21 protein-coding genes are annotated in these 20,661 nt (G+C 72.5%); 15 read left to right on the top strand and 6 right to left on the bottom strand.

Annotated elements, in window-relative coordinates; all coding sequences use genetic code 11:
• Positions 1–47 precede the first annotated feature (47 nt).
• From ribH to PV410_RS13680, 6 genes are all read left to right on the top strand, one after another.
• A complete protein-coding gene (gene ribH / locus PV410_RS13705; RefSeq protein ID WP_499510736.1) occupies positions 48–533 on the top strand; it encodes a 6,7-dimethyl-8-ribityllumazine synthase in 486 nt (161 codons plus the stop codon).
• Positions 534–567: 34 nt separating this feature from the next.
• Positions 568–840 (top strand): phosphoribosyl-ATP diphosphatase, encoded by a 273-nt coding sequence (locus PV410_RS13700; protein ID WP_499510735.1) that lies wholly within the window; start codon positions 568–570, stop codon positions 838–840.
• A gap of 73 nt (positions 841–913) precedes the next feature.
• Positions 914–1,774 carry an ATP phosphoribosyltransferase gene (hisG, locus tag PV410_RS13695; RefSeq protein ID WP_500324383.1) on the top strand — a complete coding sequence of 287 codons (861 nt, stop codon included), beginning with the start codon at positions 914–916 and terminating at the stop codon, positions 1,772–1,774.
• Positions 1,771–2,262 carry a PH domain-containing protein gene (locus tag PV410_RS13690; RefSeq protein WP_500324496.1) on the top strand — a complete coding sequence of 164 codons (492 nt, stop codon included), beginning with the start codon at positions 1,771–1,773 and terminating at the stop codon, positions 2,260–2,262. Before hisG ends, PV410_RS13690 begins: the two co-directional genes overlap by 4 nt.
• Positions 2,263–2,398: 136 nt before the next feature.
• Positions 2,399–3,739: a hemolysin family protein gene (locus tag PV410_RS13685; protein ID WP_500324382.1), complete on the top strand. Its 1,341-nt coding sequence runs from the start codon at positions 2,399–2,401 to the stop codon at positions 3,737–3,739.
• On the top strand, positions 3,736–4,848 hold the full coding sequence (locus PV410_RS13680) for a hemolysin family protein (RefSeq protein ID WP_500324381.1): 1,113 nt from the start codon (positions 3,736–3,738) through the stop codon (positions 4,846–4,848). The genes PV410_RS13685 and PV410_RS13680 overlap by 4 nt, the downstream gene beginning before the upstream one ends.
• Before the next feature lie 58 nt (positions 4,849–4,906).
• Here the strand turns inward: PV410_RS13680 and PV410_RS13675 are convergent, their stop codons facing one another.
• Together PV410_RS13675 and PV410_RS13670 are read right to left on the bottom strand one after the other, a co-directional pair.
• A complete protein-coding gene (locus tag PV410_RS13675; protein WP_500324380.1) occupies positions 4,907–6,811 on the bottom strand; it encodes an AAA family ATPase in 1,905 nt (634 codons plus the stop codon).
• A gap of 395 nt (positions 6,812–7,206) precedes the next feature.
• Positions 7,207–7,827, bottom strand: coding sequence for a uridine kinase family protein (locus PV410_RS13670; protein ID WP_500324379.1), 621 nt, complete (start codon positions 7,825–7,827; stop codon positions 7,207–7,209).
• Between the two features lie 71 nt (positions 7,828–7,898).
• Between PV410_RS13670 and PV410_RS13665 the strand changes: the two genes are divergently transcribed.
• Together PV410_RS13665 and PV410_RS13660 are read left to right on the top strand one after the other, a co-directional pair.
• Positions 7,899–9,023: a M24 family metallopeptidase gene (locus PV410_RS13665; RefSeq protein WP_500324378.1), complete on the top strand. Its 1,125-nt coding sequence runs from the start codon at positions 7,899–7,901 to the stop codon at positions 9,021–9,023.
• A 131-nt stretch (positions 9,024–9,154) separates the two neighbouring features.
• Entirely contained in the window at positions 9,155–9,547 is a 393-nt protein-coding gene (locus tag PV410_RS13660) for an STAS domain-containing protein (protein WP_500324377.1), read from the top strand.
• A 2-nt stretch (positions 9,548–9,549) separates the two neighbouring features.
• Here PV410_RS13660 and PV410_RS13655 read toward each other — a convergent pair whose 3' ends face one another.
• A complete protein-coding gene (locus PV410_RS13655; protein ID WP_500324376.1) occupies positions 9,550–10,566 on the bottom strand; it encodes a DUF3048 domain-containing protein in 1,017 nt (338 codons plus the stop codon).
• A gap of 85 nt (positions 10,567–10,651) precedes the next feature.
• Between PV410_RS13655 and PV410_RS13650 the strand changes: the two genes are divergently transcribed.
• Together PV410_RS13650 and PV410_RS13645 are read left to right on the top strand one after the other, a co-directional pair.
• Complete coding sequence (locus PV410_RS13650; protein ID WP_500324375.1) at positions 10,652–11,269, top strand: transglutaminase-like domain-containing protein; 618 nt, start codon at positions 10,652–10,654, stop codon at positions 11,267–11,269.
• Complete coding sequence (locus PV410_RS13645; protein ID WP_500324374.1) at positions 11,266–11,970, top strand: B3/B4 domain-containing protein; 705 nt, start codon at positions 11,266–11,268, stop codon at positions 11,968–11,970. Before PV410_RS13650 ends, PV410_RS13645 begins: the two co-directional genes overlap by 4 nt.
• A 14-nt stretch (positions 11,971–11,984) precedes the next feature.
• Here PV410_RS13645 and PV410_RS13640 read toward each other — a convergent pair whose 3' ends face one another.
• Together PV410_RS13640 and PV410_RS13635 are read right to left on the bottom strand one after the other, a co-directional pair.
• The gene (locus PV410_RS13640) at positions 11,985–12,725 is read right to left on the bottom strand and encodes a lysophospholipid acyltransferase family protein (protein WP_500324373.1); all 741 of its coding nucleotides are present in this window, start codon (positions 12,723–12,725) and stop codon (positions 11,985–11,987) included.
• A 139-nt stretch (positions 12,726–12,864) separates the two neighbouring features.
• Positions 12,865–13,281 (bottom strand): DUF4395 domain-containing protein, encoded by a 417-nt coding sequence (locus PV410_RS13635; protein WP_500324372.1) that lies wholly within the window; start codon positions 13,279–13,281, stop codon positions 12,865–12,867.
• 87 nt (positions 13,282–13,368) lie between these two features.
• Between PV410_RS13635 and PV410_RS13630 the strand changes: the two genes are divergently transcribed.
• The 5 genes from PV410_RS13630 (at position 13,369) to PV410_RS13610 (ending at position 18,044) form a co-directional block, all read left to right on the top strand.
• On the top strand, positions 13,369–13,782 hold the full coding sequence (locus PV410_RS13630) for a TlpA family protein disulfide reductase (protein ID WP_499510722.1): 414 nt from the start codon (positions 13,369–13,371) through the stop codon (positions 13,780–13,782).
• A 217-nt stretch (positions 13,783–13,999) separates the two neighbouring features.
• Positions 14,000–14,605 carry a flavin reductase family protein gene (locus PV410_RS13625; protein ID WP_500324371.1) on the top strand — a complete coding sequence of 202 codons (606 nt, stop codon included), beginning with the start codon at positions 14,000–14,002 and terminating at the stop codon, positions 14,603–14,605.
• Between the two features lie 191 nt (positions 14,606–14,796).
• A complete protein-coding gene (locus PV410_RS13620) occupies positions 14,797–15,582 on the top strand; it encodes an electron transfer flavoprotein subunit beta/FixA family protein (protein WP_500324370.1) in 786 nt (261 codons plus the stop codon).
• A gap of 45 nt (positions 15,583–15,627) precedes the next feature.
• Positions 15,628–16,590, top strand: coding sequence for an electron transfer flavoprotein subunit alpha/FixB family protein (locus PV410_RS13615; protein ID WP_500324369.1), 963 nt, complete (start codon positions 15,628–15,630; stop codon positions 16,588–16,590).
• Positions 16,591–16,760: 170 nt separating this feature from the next.
• Positions 16,761–18,044 (top strand): DUF6986 family protein, encoded by a 1,284-nt coding sequence (locus PV410_RS13610; RefSeq protein ID WP_500324368.1) that lies wholly within the window; start codon positions 16,761–16,763, stop codon positions 18,042–18,044.
• A 72-nt stretch (positions 18,045–18,116) separates the two neighbouring features.
• Here the strand turns inward: PV410_RS13610 and katG are convergent, their stop codons facing one another.
• The gene (gene katG, locus PV410_RS13605) at positions 18,117–20,348 is read right to left on the bottom strand and encodes a catalase/peroxidase HPI (RefSeq protein ID WP_500324367.1); all 2,232 of its coding nucleotides are present in this window, start codon (positions 20,346–20,348) and stop codon (positions 18,117–18,119) included.
• Between the last annotated feature and the right edge of the window lie 313 nt (positions 20,349–20,661).

The raw sequence follows: 20,661 nt of genomic DNA, 5'->3' as shown, positions 1-20,661 counted from the left end.
GAACGACCCGAACGACCAGAGCAAGAACGAGCAAGGAGAAGACGGACGTGAGCGGTAAGGGCGCCCCCGAGCTGACCGTGAAGAACTGCGGTGACCTGCGCGTGGCCGTGATCGCGGCGCAGTGGCACGAGCAGGTGATGGACGGGCTGGTCGACGGCGCCCTGCGCGCCCTGAGCGACCTGGGCATCGACGAGCCCACCCTGCTGCGCGTTCCCGGCAGCTTCGAACTGCCGGTCGCCGCCAAGGTGCTGGCGAGCCGGGGCTACGACGCGGTCGTCGCCCTAGGCGTCGTCATCCGCGGCGGTACGCCGCACTTCGAGTACGTCTGCCAGGGCGTCGCCCAGGGCCTGACCCAGGTCTCGGTCGACACCGGCGTGCCGATCGGCTTCGGCGTGCTCACCTGCGACACCGAGGAGCAGGCCCTGGACCGGGCCGGACTGCCCGGCTCGAACGAGGACAAGGGGCACGAGGCCGTCACCGCCGCGATCGCCACCGCGACCGTCCTGCGTTCAGTATCCGAGCCGTGGCGGTGAGGTAAGGGGACTTCCGCGTAGGGTGGGGACCACCATGGCCAAGAAGACATTCGAGGAGCTCTTCGCCGAGCTCCAGCACAAGGCCGCCACCGGCGACCCCAGCAGCTCCCGCACCGCCGAACTGGTCGGCAAGGGAGTGCATGCGATCGGCAAGAAGGTGGTCGAGGAGGCCGCCGAGGTGTGGATGGCAGCCGAGTACGAAGGCGCCGACCGCACCGCGGAGGAGATCTCCCAGCTGCTGTACCACCTGCAGGTGATGATGGTCGCCCGGGGCATCGGCCTCGACGACGTCTACGCTCATCTCTGAGCGGATCGCCCCAGGCCGGACCCGCCCCACGAGCCCTGTCCCACCCACATCCGAGCTGCAAAGGAACGCTGTCATGCTGCGCATCGCCGTCCCCAACAAGGGTTCACTGTCCGGACCTGCGTCGGCGATGCTGCATGAGGCCGGCTACCGCCAGCGCAAGGACTCCAAGGAACTCGTCCTCGTCGACGGCGAGAACGACGTCGAGTTCTTCTACCTGCGCCCGCGCGACATCGCCATCTACGTCGGCTCGGGCCGCCTCGACATCGGCATCACCGGCCGCGACCTGCTGCTGGACTCGGGTGCCAACGCCGAGGAGATCCTGCAGCTCGGCTTCGCCCGCTCCACCTTCCGCTACGCCACCACACCCGGCGGCGTGAGCGACGTGAAGGAGTTCGGCGGGAAGACGGTCGCCACCTCCTACCCGGAGATCGTCCGGAAGCACCTCGCCGACCACTCGGTGGAGGCCTCGGTGGTCCGCCTCGACGGCGCCGTCGAGACCTCCATCCACCTCGGTGTGGCGGACGTCATCGCCGACGTCGTCGAGACGGGCACCTCCCTGCGCAACGCCGGCCTGGAGGTCATCGGGGAGCCGATCCTCGACTCCGAGGCGGTCGTCATCCGCCGGGCCGGCGCCGGCGGCGAGGACGGGGCGGCCGAGCCGAAGGTGCAGCAGTTCCTGCGCCGCCTCCAGGGCGTCCTGGTGGCCCGCCGCTACGTGATGATGGACTACGACATCCGCGTCGAGCACGTCGAGCGGGCCATCGCCCTCACGCCCGGCCTGGAGTCGCCGACCGTCTCCCCGCTGCACCACGAGGGCTGGGTCGCCGTGCGCGCCATGGTCCCCAGCCGCGAGGCCCAGCGGATCATGGACGAGCTGTACGACCTCGGCGCGCGGGCCATCCTCACCACCGGGATCCACGCGTGCCGTCTGTGACCTCGCCCACCCCGCACGCCATGCCCGTGGAACTCCCCGTGCTGCCCGTCACCTTCCGGCCCGCCCGCACCCGCGCGGTGCTGCTGGGCCTGGCCACCGGGCTGCTCGCGGCCTTCGTCGTCATCGCCGTGCTCCTCCCCGCGGACGGCGCACGGCCCTGGCACACCTCGGACCGGATCTGGATCGTGCTCACCGGGCTGCTGATCGCCGGGGTGCTCGTGCTGCTCAGCCGGCCCAAGGTGGCCGCCGACCGCGACGGTGTGACCGTCGTCAACCTGACGACCCGGCGCCGGCTGGAATGGGCGCAGGTCCTCCGGGTGAACCTGCGTCCCGGCGATCCGTGGGTGTACCTCGACCTGGCCGACGGCACCAGCCTGGCCGCCATGGGCATCCAGCCGGGGATCGGACGCGCCCGCGCGTTGCGCGACGCGCGCGCCCTGCGGGCCCTCGCGGAGGCGTACGGTACCGGCAAGCCGACGGCGCACTAGACCTGCCGCCCCGGCCCGCTTCTTCATTACTCTGGAACCTTCGCAACGACCCGAGGAGTGACACCCAATCCACGATGGACGGATCGTCCGGTAGTACCCGCGCCGCCTCTCCCCCCCGACATACGGGAGCGGCGGCATGAGCGCCCCCTTGCTGCTGCTCGCGGCAGCCTTCGTCCTGATCCTCGCGAACGGCTTCTTCGTCGCCGCCGAATTCGGCCTGGTGACCGTCGAACGCCCGGCCGCCGAACGCGCCGCCGCCGAGGGTGACCGCAGGGCCCGCAGCGTCGTGGAGGCGCTGCGCAAGCTGTCCTTCCAGCTCTCGGGCACCCAGCTCGGCATCACGATCACCTCACTGGTGGTCGGCATGCTGGCCGAGCCCGCCCTCGCCGACCTGTTCGCCGGACCGCTCACCTCGGTGGGTGTGCCCGAGGGCGCGGCGCCCGCCGTCGCGGTCGTGATCGGCATGATCCTCGCCTCGGCCGTCCAGATGGTCATCGGCGAGCTCGTCCCGAAGAACTGGGCGGTGTCCCGTCCGCTGGAGGTGGCCCGTTTCGTGGCCGGGCCGCAGCGGGCCTTCTCCGCCCTGTTCCGCCCGGTCATCGAGGCCCTCAACGCCGCCGCGAACCGCCTGGTGCGGGCGCTGGGCGTGGAGCCCGCCGAGGAGCTGGCCTCCGCGCGCACCCCCACCGAGCTGGTCTCGCTGGCCCGCCACTCCGCCCGTGCCGGGGCCCTCGAGCAGGACACCGCGGACCTGTTCGTCCGCACCATCTCCCTCGGCGACCTCACGGCGGAGAACGTGATGACCCCGCGCGTACGGGTCAGCGCCCTGCAGGACACCGCCACCGCCGCCGACGTCCTCAACCTGACCCGGGCCACCGGGCTGTCGCGCTTCCCGGTCTACCGGGAGCGGCTGGACGACATCGTCGGCATGGCGAGCCTGAAGGACGCCCTCGCCGTCCCGGCCCACCTGCGCGACCGCACGCCGGTCGGCCGGGTCACGGTCGCCCCGCTGCTCGTCCCGGAGACGCTGCCGGTGCAGCCGCTCCTGGAGCAGCTGCGCCGCGAGCAGCCGATCGCCGTGGTCGTCGACGAGTACGGCGGCACCGCCGGCGTCGTCACCCTGGAGGACATCGTCGAGGAGCTCGTCGGCGAGGTGCGCGACGAGCACGACGGCGCCGACCTGCCCGAGCTGGCGGCCGCCCCCGCGGAGAACGGCAACCCCGCCTGGGACGCCGACGGCGGCTGCCGGGTCGACCTGCTGGAGCGCATAGGGCTCGAGGCCCCCGAGGGGCCGTACGAGACGGTGGCCGGCCTCGTCGCCGACCTCCTCGAACGCATTCCCGAGCCGGGGGACACCGCACTGCTGCCCGGCTGGGAGCTGCGGGTGCGCGAGGTTGCGCACCACCGTGCCGAAAGGGTCCGCCTGGTACGCGTCGGGTTCGAGGAGCCCGAGGACGGGCAGGAGGGCGGGCGATGAGCTTCCTGCAGCTGTTCTTCGCCGGCCTGCTGGTGCTGGGCAACGGCTTCTTCGTCGGCGCCGAGTTCGCCCTGGTCTCCGTACGGCGCAGCCAGATCGAGCCGCTCGCCGGCACGCAGCGGCGGGCCCGTACGGTCCTGCACGGGCTGGAGAACCTGCCGCAGATGATGGCGGCGGCCCAGTTCGGCATCACGGTCTGCTCCCTGACGCTGGGTGCGGTCGCCGAGCCGACCGTCGCCCACATGCTGGAGCCGCTCTTCGAGGCGATCCACCTGCCCGAGGGGCTGATCCACCCGCTCGGCTACGTCATCGCGCTCGCCGTCGTGGTCTTCCTCCACCTCGTCATCGGCGAGATGGTCCCCAAGAACCTGGCGATGGCCGCGCCCGAGAAGACCGCGCTGTGGCTCAGCCCCGGACTCGTCGGCTTCGCCCGGCTGTTCCGGCCGGTTATCGCGGTGCTCGGCTGGTGCGCCAAGCTCGTGCTGCGGCTGTTCCGGGTCGAGCCCAAGGACGAGATCGACGCGGTCTTCACCAGCGAGGAGCTGACCGTGCTCGTCGAGGACGCCCGGCAGGCCGGACTCCTCGACGACGACGCCCAGGAACGCCTGGAGGACGCGCTGGAGCTGGGCACCCGCCCGGTCACGGACGTCCTGCTGTCCCCGGCGGAGCTGGTGACGGTCGACGCGTCCGTCACCCCCGCCGAGGTCGAGGAGCTGACCGTACGCACCGGCTACTCGCGCTTCCCGGTGGCCGGACCGGAGGGCGCCTACCTCGGCTACCTCCACGTGAAGGACGTCCTCGACCTGGAGGACACCGGCCGGCCCGTCCCGGCGCGGCTGTGGCGGCCGATGGCCACCCTCCGCGCGGAGCTGCCGCTGGACGACGCGCTCACCCAGATGCGGCGGGCCGCGTCCCACCTGGCGTCGGTCGCGGACTCCGGCGGGCGCGTGCTGGGTCTGGTCGCCCTGGAGGACGTGCTGGAGATGCTGGTCGGCGAGGTCCGTGACCCGGCGCACCGGGAGGTCCCGGAGCCTGCGCAGACCGGCGACACCGCGGCCGCCCAGGAGACCGGAGAGGCCGCCCGGCCGTCGCGTGTGATGGCGAGCTGACACGAGGACCCACGCGAGAGGGGCCCGGGCGCATGCGCCCGGGCCCCTCTCGCGTCGTTCACTCCAGCGGCTCGGGCGGCGTCAGCCCGGGCCCGCGGCCCGACAGCACCTCGCCGTAGGCCTGCATGAGGTCGGGCAGCCGCAGCGTGGACAGGTCGTCCCGGGACGGCTGTCCCACGTAGCCGGACAGCCGCAGGTCGCGGTAGGCGCAGCTCTTCTCGTACAGGGTGCGCAGGAAGCGGCCGTTGCCCAGTTCGTCGATCCAGCCCTGCTCGACGACGTGGCCGCTGATGGCGAGCAGCTCCTCCAGGGCCTCGCCGTCCCAGCGGTCCCCGTTGTCGGCGGCGAGGACCTCGCCGATGCTGGTCAGCTCGTGCGGCCGGTAACTGGGGAAGTCGACCCGGGTGGTGAAGCGCGAGCCGAGGCCGGGGTTGGCCGCGAGCAGGCGGTCCATGCCCTCGGGGTAGCCGGCCAGGATGACGACCAGACGGTCGCGGTTGTCCTCCGCGCGCTTGAGCAGGACCTGCAGCGCCTCGTCGCCGTAGGCGTCGCCCTTGCTGTAGCCGGAGTTGGACAGCGCGTACGCCTCGTCGACGAACAGCACCCCGCCGAGCGCGGAGTCGATCAGCTCGTTGGCCTTGACGGCGGTCTGACCCAGGAACTCGCCCACGAGATCCGCGCGTTGCGCCTCGACCAGATGGTCGCCGCCCAGCAGTCCGAGGGCGTAGAACACCCGGCCGAGGATGCGCGCCACCGTGGTCTTGCCGGTGCCGGACGGGCCCGAGAAGACGAAGTGCCGCTTGGGCGGCTGCACCGGCAGACCCTGTCCCGCCCGCAGCCGCGCCATCCGCAACTGTGCCGACAGCGCCCGCACTTGGCGCTTGACCGGCTCCAGGCCCACCATGCGGTCGAGTTCGGCCAGGGCCTGGGAGAGCAGCACCGGGTCCGGGGCCGCGACCGGGACCTGCGGCGGGACGGGGGAGACCGGCAGGATCGCCTTCTCCCGGATGTCGTCGTCGATCGGGCCGACCGCGCCCAGCGGGTCGTCCAGCACCGAGCCCGCTCCGAGGCCACCGGGCATGGCGGCCGCCCCCGCCCGGGCGTCGAGCGGATCGGGGTCGGGCGGCAGCGTGTCGGGCCCGGTCTGACCGTAGCCCTGCAGCGTGACCGGGGCCAGGTCGGCCGTCCCGTCGGTGAGGCCGTCGGACTCGTCGATCGCGGCGAGCCGGGCCGCGGTGTCCATGAACGCCGGGTCGACCCGGTGCACCGCCCGGTACAGGGGGAGCGCGGCCGCCGTGCGGCCCGTGCCCTCGTACGCGCGGGCCAGCCAGTAGCGGAGTTCCTTGCGCTGCGGCTGTTCGCTGCGGCAGCGCATCAGGGCCGTCGCCAGCAGCGGCTCGGCCTGCCCGTACAGCTCCAGCCGGACCCGGGCCATGCCGCCGAACAGACCGGCCTCGATGCCCAGGACCTGGTCGCCGAGGAGCGGTTCGGTGTGGCGCACCAACTGGTCCCAGTCCTTGACCAGATAGGCCCGGCAGGCGTGCAGGAAACGGACGTGCGGATCGGTGTCGATCGGTGGGCACTCGGCCAGGGCCCGGTCCAGCTCCGCGATGTGGCGGCCGTCGAGCCAGTGGGAGGCGTGCGCCAGCAGCAGGTCGCGGCGGGTCTCCAGCACCGGCTGCACCCACCAGCCCAGCCAGTACCAGGAGTTCATGGAGCGGCGGTGCGCGCTGCGCTGCTCGCCGAAACGGTCGCGGTGCCGGTACATCTGCAGCAGCGCCGTGGAGGTGTCCGCCCGCAGCGCGTGCAGCCCGAGCCAGGCGTCCGCCATGCCGGGGTCGAGGCGGACCGCCACGCGGAACTCCTCCTCGGCCTGGGTGTAGGCGCCCATGGTGTAGGCGTCGACGGCCCGCACCCAGGCGAGGTCGGAGGGGGCGCCGGAATGCTCTGTGCCGAAGTCCATCAGGTCCCCACCAGCCCGTTCCCCCCGGTGCCGCCCGCCGTACGCCGCTCCAACCAGGTTACGCGAAGCGGGAGTTGGTGCCAGGTGAGCACCGCCTTCGCGGGGTGGCGCACCCGTTGGCATGGTACCCGTGCGGGCCTGGTGGGCCGTAGAGCGACGCGGGTGGTGACGGTGGGTGAGCGATCCGCCGCCGTACGGGGCCGGATCACCGGCTGTAGGCAGAACGAAGCCCCCGGTCACGGGGGAACAACCGGGGGCTTCGCGCATGAGGTGCGGTCGACGATGACCGCGCATTGAGAACGTAAGTCCTGTGCGGCTCCCGGGTCAAGCCACCTCGGGGCGTCGCTCCGGCGGTCGCGGGGCGGGTGCAGCGCACCGGCTGCACGCGGTCACGGTCAGTGACGGAGGGTGTTGGCGAGCGGGGTCTCCGTGTGCTGCTCCCGTACCTCGTAGCCGTCCGGACGCTGGTGGACCAGCAGGTCCGCGAACGGCCGGGAGGGGTCGGCGGCGAAGTGCGCGTCCTGCGCCCGCATCCAGCCGGCCCAGAACGCGGTCAGGGCGGGGCCGTCGCGGAGCTCGCCGCGCTCCCGTGCCGTGTCCCGGGAGACCTCCAGCCAGAGCAGGCTCGCCAGCCGGGGACGCAGCGCGCGGCGGCCCACGCCCACCCCCTCCAGCAGGACCACGGGGGCCGCCGGCACCTCCAGGGTCGTCGCGAACCGCCGGGCCACCCAGTCGTACTTCGCGGGCCGGGCGGTGTCACCGCGGCGCAGCGGCTCCAGCACCTGCTCGCGCAGCCGCCCGGTCCACTCGAACAACTCCTCGTGCGTGGCCAGATCGTCGAGGTGGACGACGGGAGCACCGTCCAGTGCGGACGCCAGCGCGGCGGCGAAGGTCGTCTTGCCGGATCCGGCGTGCCCGTCCACGGCGACGAGCCGCACCGGCCCGCAGGACGGCGGAAGGGCGCGCAGCCGGGCGGCGAGCGCGCGGAGCGCCCCGGGGGTGGTCTGGTGGTCCATCGGCCCCAGCCTACGACCTGCGCCGACGCAAGGGACTGCGGTGGGTGCCAGGGGCGTCTACGGTAAGAGTCGTGACCGACTCTGCCGCATCCCTGTACCCCCCGGAGCGACTCGAACTCGCCCGCAAGGCCGCCGCCGACGCGGGACTCGACGCGCTGCTCGTCTCACCGGGCCCCGATCTGCGCTACCTCACCGGCTACCACGCCCACCTCACCGAGCGCCTGGTGTGCCTGGCGCTGCCGGTGCTCGGCGACCCCTTCCTCGTCGTGCCCCACCTGGAGAAGCCCGGTGCCGAGGCCTCCCCGCTGGGCGCGCTCGGCGTCGACGTCGTCGGCTGGGGCGAGACCGAGGACCCGTACGCCCTGGTCGCCGGCCGGCTGCCGCGGGGGACCGCGCGGGTCGCCGTCGACAACCACATGTGGGCCGAGAAGGTGCTCGCCTTCCGCACGGCCCTCCCCGGCGCCGAGCAGAGCCTGGCCGGCGACGTGCTGCGCGAACTGCGGATGCGCAAGTCGCCGGCGGAGACCGAGGCGCTGCGCCGGGCCGCGGGCGCCATCGACCGGGTGCACCGCCGCATCGGGGAGTGGCTCAGGGCCGGGCGCACCGAGCGCGAGGTCGCCCGGGACGTCGCCGACGCCGTCATCGAGGCGGGGCACACCACCGTCGACTTCGTCATCATCGCCTCGGGCCCGAACGGCGCCAGCCCCCACCACGAGGTCTCCGACCGGGTGATCCGGGCCGGTGACCCGGTCGTCGTCGACATCGGCGGCACCACGCACGAGGGCTACTGCTCCGACTCCACGCGCACCTACGCGGTCGGTGAACCGTCCGCCGAGTTCCGCGAGATGTACGAGGTGCTGCGGCGCGCGCAGCACGCCCAGACCGATGCCGTCCGCCCCGGCATCACCGCGGAGGAACTCGACGCGATCGGGCGGGACATCATCGCCGCGGCCGGCTACGGCGAGCACTTCATCCACCGCACCGGGCACGGCATCGGTCTGGAGACGCACGAGGAGCCGTACATCGTCGCGGGCAGCTCCCGTCTGCTGGAGCCGGGCATGGCCTTCTCCGTCGAACCCGGGATCTACCTCCCGGACCGTTTCGGCGCCCGCATCGAGGACATCGCCGTCTGCACGCCCGAGGGCGGGGAACGGCTCAACCAGACCTCCCGGGACCTGGTCGTCCTGTCTGTTTAGTCCGATGTGTTGACTCCCGGTACGGCAGGGGGGTATTCCGTACACGCGACCGTGTGCGCGGTGCGTTCGCCGCGCGCGGCGCACACGTCGTGTCAAGGGCCCAGCAGGAAGCGGCAGTCGGGGGGCCGGGCATGTTCGACGACGAGCGTGACTTCGGGGTGCGGCAGTGGACGGTCGGCGGCACGACCGTGGTGGAACTGACGGGGGAGCTCGACCTGTGCGCCGGCGTGCGGGCGGCCGCGCGTCTGGACGCGGTCACCGGCGGGCCGCGGCCCGACGTCGTGGTGGACCTGCGCGGAGTGAGCTTCATCGACTGCAGTGGTCTGTCGGTGCTCATCCGGGCGCGGAAGCGGACCCTCGACCGCGGTGGCCGGTTCGGCATCGTCGGCGACAGTCCCTGCGTGCTGCGGCTGTTGCGGCTCACCCGGACGATCCGGGTCTTCACCGTCCACGACGACCTGGCCTCCGCGCTGGCCGCGCCGGGTGCCCCCGATCCCCCCGCGGCGGACGGCGCCATAGCGTGAGCTCACCCGGGCAGCGGCGCCAGCACGATCCAGACCTGGCCGCGGGCGAAGCTCACCGGCTGCCCGTCGGGCGTGGTGAAGTGCGTGCCCCCGGCCGCGTCGGGCCGTGACCACCGGGCGTCGTACGCCTTGCCGTCGCGCAGCACCACCGCGCGCCCGGTGCCCACGGTCTCGCTGTACGGGGAGGTGTTCCCCCACCGGTCCTGGAAGCCGGAGGAACGGACCGTGACGTACTGCACGACCACCGTCGGCGCGCCCAGCCTGCCGCCGTCGGTGGTGGTGGCCGGGTCGCCGTCGAACGAGATCAGCCAGCGGTCGCCGTCGGCCGACCAGTGCAGGCCCACCGAGCCGTTCGGGTAGTGCACGGTGCGGTCGCGCTCGGGGGTGCCGCCGGGCGGTGCGGCACCGAAGCGGAAGCCTATGTCCCGGGCGGCCGAGGCGTCCGGGGCCGCGGCGAGCAGCCGCTCCGGAGTGGCGTACAGGTTGTGCGGGGCGGGGCGCGAGCCGTCGCGCACGTAGGCACCGGGGGCGTGGGCGGGGGAGACGTCGTGCACCGGCGCCGCCGCCACCACCGGCAGCAACCTGGACTGCGCCCCGGAGAAGGCGAGGGCGGGGCGGCCGAACTGGCGGAGCAGTTCCAGGTCCGACTCGCGGGCGCTGCGCACCGGGCCGACCCGTTCGGGCAGTTGGGAGGAGAAGACGGCGAGCAGACGGGTGAGACCGGACTCCACCTGCTCCACGTAGACGAGGTCGGCCCGGTCCAGCCCGGTGTGCGGGCGGGCGGGCCCGACGTTGTCGATCTTCACCGCGAGGACCGGGCCGCGGGTGCGTCCGGGCAGTCCGGTGAAGGGCGAGCGCGCGACCGCGGTGGTGGCGGGCACCGAACCCGTCGAGGAGGGGGAGGGCCCGCCGGGCGTCCGCTCGGGGCCGCCGCAGCCCCGGCTGACCAGGAAGACGGTGAAAACCGCCAGCACGACCAGGACCGCCGCTCTCGCGGGACGTCTGGGTGCTCGGGCCACGACGGCCACCCCCGTGCTGCATAGGTATGCTGCCTACGGAAAAGCCATTTGCCGAATCGCTGCGCGTATTCCTAGTATCCGCCACATGGAGCCGGTACCCCAGACGGCGGACGCGACCGCCTACCTCGCAGCGGACGAGGTGATCGACCACGGCCACCCGCTGGTCCGGGCGACCGCCGCCCGGCTGCGGGCGGAAGCCCCCGATCCGTATGACTATGCCGAAGCGGCCTACACCTTCGTTCGCGACGCCATCCCGCACTCCGCCGACTCCGGGGACCCGCGCGTCACCTGGCGCGCCTCCGACGTCCTGGAGCAGCGCACCGGCATCTGCCACGCCAAGGCCCACGCCCTGACCGCGCTGCTGCGCGCCGAGGGCATCCCCACGGGGCTGTGCTACCAGCGGCTCGCCGACGACGACGGCACCGGCGCCCTGATCCACGGGCTCATCGCCCTCAAGCTGCCCGGACACGACCGCTGGGCCCGACAGGACCCGCGCGGCAACAAGCCCGGTGTCGACGCCCGGTTCTCCCTCCGGGAGGAACGGCTGGCCTGGGTGCCCCGCCCCGGACTCGGCGAACGCGACTACCCCGGTCTCCACGCCACCCCGCCGCCCGCCGTGCTCACCGCCCTGCGGCAGGCTGTCGACCGGCCGCATCTGTGGCGGCTGCTGCCCACCGACCTACCGGACCAAGAAGACCGATGACCTCACACACCCCCCTGACCCTGACCGTCGACCCCGCCGTGCGCGCCCTGGCCCCGGGGTTCGCCCACCTCGCCGTCGAGGCCCGCGGCCTGGTCAACGGGCCGAGCGACGATGCGAGCGCGGCCCTCCTCGACGACGCGGCCTGCCGCCTGACCGAGCGCCTCGGCGGCCGCGCCCCGCACGAGGACCCCCACATGGCCGCCTGGCGCGCGGCGTACACCGCCTTCGGCGCCAAGCCCTCGCGCACCCGCAACTCCGCGGAGGCGCTGGCCAAACGCGCCCTCGCCGAAGGCGGGCTGCCCCGCATCAACCGGCTGGTGGACCTCTACAACGCGATCAGCGTCGCCCACCTCGTGCCCGTCGGCGGTGAGGACACCGACCACATCCACGGCGGCATGACCCTCGTACGGGCGACCGGCGACGAGAAGTTCGAGACCGTGGCCGGCGGTGAGCCCGCCGTCGAGCACCCCGAGCCCGGCGAGGTCGTCTGGCGCGACGGGACCGGCGTCACCTGCCGCCGCTGGAACTGGCGGCAGGGGATCCGTACCCGGCTGACCGAGAAGTCGGTCAACGCGCTCTTCCTCCTGGAGCGGATGGATCCGATGCCGATGGCCGACCTGCGGGCCGCCGGTGAGGAACTCGCCGCTCACCTGCGGAGGTTCAACCCCGGCGCGGAGGTCACCGTGCACGAGCCGGTCTGACCCCCGCGCCCCGGTCACTCCGCCTTCGCGCCGCGCTCCCGCGCGGCGACGTCCTCCGGCGTGGGGGCGCTGCCGCCCAGGTGCGCGGGCAGCCACCAGTGGTCGTTCGGGCCCGACGGGCGCCCGGTGTACACGCGCTGCGCGTCCTCCAGCAGCTCCTGGACGCGCAGCCGCAGCCGCCGGGTCAGCGCGCCCGGCTTCTCGTCCGCGTGGGGCGTCATCTGCTCGCCCACCCGGATGGTGATGGGGAAGCCGTTGCGGCCCAGCTGGCGCGGCTGGTCCTTGGTCCACAGCCGCTGCGTGCCCCACAGGGCGACCGGCAGCAGGGGCACGCCCGCCTCCATCGCCAGGCGCGCGGCACCGGACTTGAAGGACTTCAGGGTGAAGGACTGGGAGATGGTCGCCTCGGGGAAGACCCCGATGATCTCGCCCGAGCGCAGCGCCGTCAGCGCGTGCTTGTACGCGTGCATGCCCTCGGAGCGGTCCACCGGGATGTGCTTCATGGCCCGCATCAGCGGACCCGACACCTTGTGCCGGAAAACCGACTCCTTCGCCATGAAACGCACCAGCCGCTTCGCCGGGAGCGCTGTCAGCCCCGCGAACACGAAGTCGAGGTACCCGATGTGGTTGCTCACGAGCAAAGCGCCGCCCTTGCGCGGCACATGTTCGGTGCCGGCGATGTCGAAGCGCAGTCCCTGCACCTTGAACATGGTGCGGGCGAAGCCGATGACGGGCGGGTAGACGAGTTCGGCCATGTGTGGGGCCCCTTCTTCGTAGGGGGTGGCCCCCGGCGGAAGTTACGCGGCCGTAGGTTTGGGCCGCCGGCTGATCGTGCCCCGTAAACGGGTGCCGTGTCATCCCGCGTGCCCGCCGTGTGGCGAGATTCTCGTCACGTCACCCGGTCGTACGACGCACCAGCAGGTACATCTCGCATCCGAGGCAGTAGCCGAACACCGCGTTGAGGAAGGCCGCCGCGAGCGCGCAGGCCGTCGCCGCCAGGCCCAGCCAGGCGAGCCCCGTGGCGTAGCCGGCGAGCCCGACGACCGCGAACGCCAGTCCGACCGCCTGCGCGAAGCGCGGCGGCGCCGGGTCCTCGGTCTCGGTCGGCGGCCCCAGCCGGGGCCGTACCGCCACCCGGTACAGCAGGCCGTACGGTGAGTTCTGGACACCCGCGGCGGCGCCCACCGCGAACACCAGCGCCTGGACGGCCAGCAGCCAGGCACTTCCGGTGACGAGGACGGCGGCCAGGACGACACTGGTCACGCTTGCGCCGAAGCGCGGTCCACGGGCATCAATGGCGTGAGGGCTCATACCGGCCATGATTCCGGAACGGACGCCGTCCGGACCCCCGGGAATCATGGCGGTCGTGTGAACGCTGCAACGGCAGGGAGGGGCGAAATGACGGGACTGGTGGTGTGCGTCGCCGTGCTCGTGGCGGCGGGGATCTTCGGCATCCTCCACAAGCGCAGGGACGGAAGGGTACGGGTGCGGGACAAGGACGCGGCACAACAGCTGACGGCGGGTGAGATCGGCGCGGAACTCGGAGAGCGGGCCACGCTCCTCCAGTTCTCCACCGCCTTCTGCGCGCCCTGCCGGGCCACCCGCCGCACTCTCGGCGAGGTGGCCGGCATGGTCGACGGCGTGCGGCACGTGGAGATCGACGCCGAGGCCCACCTCGACCTGGTGCGCCGGCTGGGCGTCGTCAGGACGCCGACCGTCCTGGTCCTCGACGCCCGCGGCACCGTGGTGCGGCGCGCGTCGGGCGCGCCGCGCAAGGCCGACGTCATCGCGGCGCTCGGCGCGGCGGTGTGACACCCGCGCGCGGTGTCATGACCCCGGTCCCACCCGCCGGGGCGCCCTTGACGCGGCGCCGGTCTGATCGTCAGTCTGACGTTATGTCGCGAGACCTCCTTCTGTACTCCCGCTTCGACGTCGACCTCGGTCGGCACGCGAGCGCCCGCTGTCACGGCCGTTGAGTGCCCAGGACTCCGCACCCCTCCGGCTCGACAGCACGACGAAGGACAACTCCATGACCGCCTCTCCCGACCTCGGCACGCCGGCCGCGACCTCCCTGGGCGCGGTGCCCACCTCGATCCCCGCGCCTGCCCCGGTCCCCCTGGCCCCGCCGCCCGCCGTGACCGGCGCCTTCGACCCGACCGAATTCGACCCGACCGCTTTCCGTGCCGTGTTCCGCCGTCACGCCGCCGGGGTCGCGGTCATCACCGCGGCCGGCACCCGTCCCGCGGGCTTCACGGCCACCTCCCTCACCTCCGTGTCCGCCGAGCCGCCCCTGCTGTCCTTCGGGATCAGCACCGCCGGCTCCGCGTGGCGCACCGTCGCGGAAGCCACCCACGTGGGCGTCCACATCCTCGGCGAGCACCAGGAGGAGGTGGCCGCCACCTTCGCCCGCAGCGGTGCCGATCGCTTCGCGCCGCCCACCGCGTGGGGACCCGGCCCGTATGGAGTACCGCTCCTGGAGGATGTCCAGGCCTGGCTGGTCGCCCGTGTGGTGGCGCGCATACCCGCCGGTGACCACCGCATCGTCGTCGCCCAGGCCGTGGCGGGCGCCCCCGAGGGCGAAGCGGCCCGCCCGCTGCTCTACCACCACGGGCGTTACAACGCGCTGCGCCACTGAGTCCCTCCATCAGGCCCGGGTCGGCAAGGTCACAGTCCACCGCCCTTGCCTGCCGGGGGACCGACGGCTGTACTGGCGAGTAATATTTCTGCCGGAGCGCCGTGCGTCCCAACGGGGAGCCGCCGTCGAAGGCGCCTATGCTGCCTTCACAAGGGCAGTTGACGTACCCATGCAGCAGTAGGAGTGCAGGCGTGAGCTTGAGGATCGTTGTCGCAGTGAAGTACGTGCCTGATGCCACGGGTGATCGTCACTTCGCGGGGGATCTGACCACGGATCGGGATGCGGTGGATGGTCTGCTGTCGGAGCTGGACGAGTATGCGGTGGAGCAGGCGCTGCAGATCGCGGAGGCTGCGGACGGCGCCGAGGTGACCGTGGTGACGGTGGGTCCGGAGGATGCGAAGGACGCGTTGCGCAAGGCGTTGTCGATGGGTGCGGACAAGGCGGTCCATGTCGAGGGCGACGGTTTGCATGGCAGTGATGTGATGGGGACGTCGCTGGTGCTGGCGAAGGCGGTCGAGCACGTGGGGTTCGATCTGGTGGTGACGGGGATGGCGTCCACCGATGGGACGGCGGGTGTGGTGCCGGCGTTGCTGGCGGAGCGGCTGGGTGTGCCGCAGGTGACGTTGCTGTCGGAGGTGAAGGTCGAGGGCGGCATCGTGACGGGTCGTCGGGATGGTGACTCCGCCAGCGAGCTGCTTGAGGCGTCGTTGCCGGCGTTGGTGTCGGTGACGGATCAGTCGGGTGAGGCGCGGTATCCGTCGTTCAAGGGGATCATGGCGGCGAAGAAGAAGCCGGTGGAGTCCCTGGATCTGTCGGATCTGGGTGTCGAGGAGGACCAGGTGGGTCTGGCGGGTGCGTGGAGCACGGTGGATGAGGCGGTGGCGCGTCCGCCGCGGACGGCCGGTGTGATCGTGAAGGACGAGGGCGAGGGCGGCAAGCAGCTCGCGGAGTTCCTCGCGGGCCAGAAGTTCATCTGAAGCGTCGTCGTTCGTTCCTCGTTCTGCTAGGAGATCTGATTTCCCATGGGTGAAGTCCTCGTTTACGTCGATCATGTGGATGGTGCGGTCCGCAAGCCGACGCTGGAGTTGCTGACGATCGCGCGTCGGCTGGGTGAGCCGGTGGCCCTCGCGTTGGGTGCGGGTGCCGGTGCGGCGGCGGGTGTGCTGGCCGGGCATGGTGCGGTGCGGGTGCTGGTCAATGAGGCTGCGGAGTTCGCGCAGTTTCTGGTGGTGCCGAAGGTGGACGCGCTGGAGGCGGCTGCGCGGGTGGTGAGTCCGGTGGCGGTGCTGGTGCCGTCCTCGGGTGAGGGCAAGGAGGTCGCGGCGCGGCTGGCGTTGCGGTTGGGGTCGGGCATCATCACCGATGCGGTGGATGTGGTGGCCGGTGAGCAGGGTCCGGTGGCGACGCAGTCGGCGTTCGCGGCGTCGTTCACGACGAGGTCGCGGGTCACCACGGGTGTTCCGGTGATCACGGTGAAGCCGAATTCTGCGCCGGTGGAGGCTGTTTCGGCGGCGGGTGCGGTGGAGGAGCTGGCGGTGGAGTTCGGTGCGCTGGCCGCGGGGACGAAGGTGGTGGCGCGTACGCCGCGGGAGGCGACGGGGCGTCCGGATCTGACGGAGGCCGCGATCGTGGTGTCCGGTGGCCGGGGTGTGGGTGGTGCGGAGAACTTCGCGGTGATCGAGGCGCTGGCGGACTCGCTGGGTGCGGCGGTGGGTGCGTCGCGTGCGGCGGTGGACGCGGGCTGGTATCCGCACACCAATCAGGTGGGTCAGACGGGTAAGTCGGTGTCGCCGCAGTTGTACGTCGCGGCGGGGATCTCGGGTGCGATCCAGCACCGGGCGGGTATGCAGACCTCGAAGACGATCGTGGCGGTGAACAAGGACCCGGAGGCGCCGATCTTCGAGCTGGTCGACTACGGCGTGGTCGGTGACCTGTTCGCCGTGGTGCCGCAGCTGACCGAGGAGGTCACCGCCCGCAAGGGCTGACCCCGGCACACCACCGGCCGGCAGCACACACCCACCGGAGCCCCGTGACGCCCCCTGACGGCACCACGGGGCTCCGGCGCTTCCTGGCTCCCCCCGCGGGTCGTTGACGGTGCGACGGAGGGGGCGTTAGCTTCACTTCAACGATTTGTTGAAGACCGGGAGGGTGCCCGATGGCGCAGAACGAGACGGTCCGCACATCGCTCGGCGACGCGGTCCGGCAGGACGTCGACGCCTCGCTCGCCGCCGTGGACGCCGAACTCGCCCGCCGCTACCCCGGGGACCCGGGCACCCGGCAGCCCGTGCACACCGTCTACGTCCCCGCCGACGCCTTCGCCGCCGACACCGTGCGCAGCTGGGGCGACCGCGCCCTCGCCGCCCTGGACGAGCACGCCCCCGACGCGGTGCGGCTCGCCGGCGTGCTGGGCCTGTCGCCCGCCCTCGCCGCGCCCGTCCACGACCGCGTACGGGCCAAGCTGCGGCGCGAACCGGTCGAGGACCTGCGGATCGACTTCGAGGACGGCTACGGGACCCGGCCCGACGCCGAGGAGGACGCGGCGGCCGCCCGCGCCGCCCGGCTCGTGGCCGCAGCCGTCGCGGACGGGACCGCGCCCCCGTACGTCGGCATCCGCATGAAGTGCATGGAGGCCGCCGTGCGCGACCGCGGCATCCGCACCCTGGACATCTTCCTCACCGGCCTGATGGATTCCGGCGGGCTGCCGGGCGGCCTGGTGCTGACCCTGCCCAAGGTCACCTTCCCCCAGCAGGTCACGGCGATGGTGCGGCTCGCCGAGGAGTTCGAGACGGCACGCGGACTCCCGGCCGGACGTCTCGGGTTCGAGATCCAGATCGAGACCACGCAGTCCATCCTCGGGCCCGACGGCACGGCCACGGTCGCCCGGCTGATCGACGCCGCCGAAGGCCGCGTCTCGGGGCTGCACTACGGGACCTTCGACTACAGCGCCGCGTGCGGGGTCAGCGCGGCGTACCAGTCCATGGACCACCCGGTCGCGGACCACGCCAAAGCCGTCATGCAGGTGGCGGCCGCCGGCACGGGCGTACGGCTCTCCGACGGCTCCACCAATGTGCTGCCCGTCGGCCCGGGCCCCCAGGTCCACGAGGCCTGGCGGCTCCACTACGGCCTGGTCCGCCGTTCGCTGGCCCGCGCGTACTACCAGGGGTGGGACCTGCACCCCGCGCATCTGCCGACACGGTACGCCGCGGTCTACGCCTTCTACCGCGAAGGCCTGGACGCGGCGGCGGCCCGGCTCGCGGCGTACGTCGCCAAGGCCGGCGGCGACGTCATGGACGAACCCGCCACCGCCCGCGCCCTGAGCGGCTACCTGCTGCGCGGACTCGACTGCGGCGCCGTGGACTTCGCGGAGGTCGCCACCGCCACCGGGCTGACCCGCGCCGACCTCGACGCCCTCGCGGGCCGCGGCGGCCCCGCCGTCTGAGGACCCTCCACGCGAAGACGGCCGGGCCGGCCCCAGCGGGGGCCGGCCCGGCCGTCCTGCAGAGGTGGACGATCAGACGAGGTCGAACCGGTCGAGGTCCATGACCTTCGCCCACGCCGCGACGAAGTCCTCGGTGAACTTCGCCTTCGCGTCGTCGCTCGCGTAGACCTCCGCGAGCGCGCGCAGCTCGGAGTTGGAGCCGAAGACGAGGTCGGCACGGGTGCCGGTCCACTTGACCTCGCCCGTGGCGTTGTCACGGCCCTCGAAGGTGGACTGGTCCTCGGAGGTCGCCTTCCACGACGTGCCCAGGTCGAGCAGGTTGACGAAGAAGTCGTTGGTCAGCGACCCGGGGGTCGCGGTGAAGACGCCGTGCGACGACTGCCCGTGGTTCGCGCCCAGGACGCGCAGACCGCCGACGAGGACCGTCAGCTCGGGGGCGCTGAGGGTCAGCAGGTTCGCCCGGTCGAGCAGCAGGTACTCGGCCGGCAGGCGGTTGCCCTTGCCGAGGTAGTTGCGGAACCCGTCGGCGGCCGGCTCGAGCGCCGCGAAGGACTCCACGTCCGTCTGGTCCTGGGCGGCGTCCACACGACCCGGCGTGAAGGGCACCTCGACGCGGTGACCGCCGTCCGCGGCGGCCTTCTCGACGGCGGCGGAACCGGCCAGCACGATCAGGTCGGCCAGCGAGATCCGCTTGTCGCCGGACTGCGCCGCGTTGAAGGACTCCTGGACGCCCTCCAGGGTGCGCAGCACCACGGCGAGCTCGTCGGGCTCGTTGACCTCCCAGCCGCGCTGCGGCTCCAGGCGCAGACGGGCGCCGTTGGCGCCACCGCGCTTGTCGCTGCCGCGGAAGGACGAGGCCGACGCCCACGCGGTGGACACCAGCTGCGACACGGTGAGGCCCGAGGCGAGGACCTGCTCCTTGAGGGCGGCGACGTCGGCGGCGTCGACGAGCCCGTGCGTCCGCGCGGGCAGCGGGTCCTGCCACAGCAGGGTCTCGGACGGGACCTCGGGACCGAGGTAGCGCACGACCGGGCCCATGTCGCGGTGGGTCAGCTTGAACCACGCGCGGGCGAAGGCGTCCGCGAACTCGTCCGGGTTCTCCAGGAAGCGACGCGAGATCTGCTCGTAGACCGGGTCGAACCGGAGCGAGAGGTCCGTGGTCAGCATCGTCGGGGCGTGGCTCTTGGAGGAGTCGTGCGCGTCGGGGATGGTGCCCGCGCCGGCACCGTCCTTGGCCACCCACTGGTTGGCGCCGGCGGGGCTGGTCGTCAGCTCCCACTCGTAGCGGAAGAGGTTCTCGAAGAAGCCCATGCCCCACTGGGTCGGGGTGCTGGTCCAGGTGACCTCGAGACCGCTGGTGATCGCGTCGGCGCCCTTGCCGGTGCCGTAGCTGTTCCGCCAGCCGAGGCCCTGCTCCTCCATCGAGGCGGCCTCGGGGTCGGGACCGACGTTGTCCGCGGGGCCCGCGCCGTGGGTCTTGCCGAAGGTGTGCCCGCCGGCGATGAGGGCGACGGTCTCCTCGTCGTTCATCGCCATCCGGCGGAAGGTCTCACGGATGTCGCGGGCCGCGGCGATCGGGTCCGGGTTGCCGTTGGGGCCCTCCGGGTTGACGTAGATCAGGCCCATCTGGACGGCGCCGAGCGGGCTCTCCAGCTGGCGGTCGCCGGTGTAGCGCTGGTCGCCGAGCCAGGTGGACTCGGGGCCCCAGTAGACGTCCTCCTCCGGCTCCCAGACGTCCTCGCGGCCGCCGGCGAAGCCGAAGGTCGCGAAGCCCATCGACTCCAGCGCGACGTTGCCGGTGAGGATCATGAGGTCGGCCCACGAGATGCTCTGGCCGTACTTCTTCTTCACCGGCCACAGCAGGCGGCGGGCCTTGTCGAGGTTGCCGTTGTCCGGCCAGCTGTTGAGCGGGGCGAAGCGCTGCTGGCCGGCGCCGGCGCCGCCGCGGCCGTCGCTGATGCGGTAGGTGCCCGCGCTGTGCCAGGCCATGCGGATCATGAACGGGCCGTAGTGGCCGAAGTCCGCGGGCCACCAGTCCTGAGAGGTCGTCAGGACCTCGAGGACGTCCTGCTTCACGGCAGCGAGGTCGAGGGCCTTGAACGCCTCGGCGTAGTCGAAGTCCTCACCGAGCGGGTTGGCCACCGCGGGGTTCTTGGCGAGGATCTTCAGGTTCAGCCGTTCCGGCCACCACTGCCGGTTTCCGCCGCCCTGGGTCGGGTGCGGGGCGCGCCCGTGCGCGACGGGGCAGCCGTTCACACCCTCCGTCTTGGCGTCTGTGACGATTGCTTCGTGGTTCTCAGACATGGGAATCCTTCCGGACCTGGCGGATCACGGTGCTCAGGACTGCGGGCCGTCGGACGCGTTCGGGCGGGGGCCGTCGCGGTGAGCGCACGGGGGCCTCACCGGCGGCATGACAGGGAGAGCGGGTCCCGGACCGGCTGCGGCAGTGCGACGCGGGCGCCCGTAACTCCCAGGCGGCACCGCGCGGCTGCTCGGCGGTGGTCCCGTCACGTCTCTCTCTTCTGCCGTACTGGAGTCTTCCTGTCCCTTGGCTGGCGCCGGAACCGATCCTACGATGGACGCAGTCCAAGTCAAGAAGAGCGTCAATTCCCTAGGC

Source organism: Streptomyces sp. PA03-5A, from assembly GCF_033792725.1.
In the GTDB taxonomy this organism is placed as follows: Bacteria; Actinomycetota; Actinomycetes; order Streptomycetales; family Streptomycetaceae; genus Actinacidiphila.
Note: the sequence above shows the minus strand (reverse complement) of the source record. Positions and strands in the feature narration are given on the sequence as shown.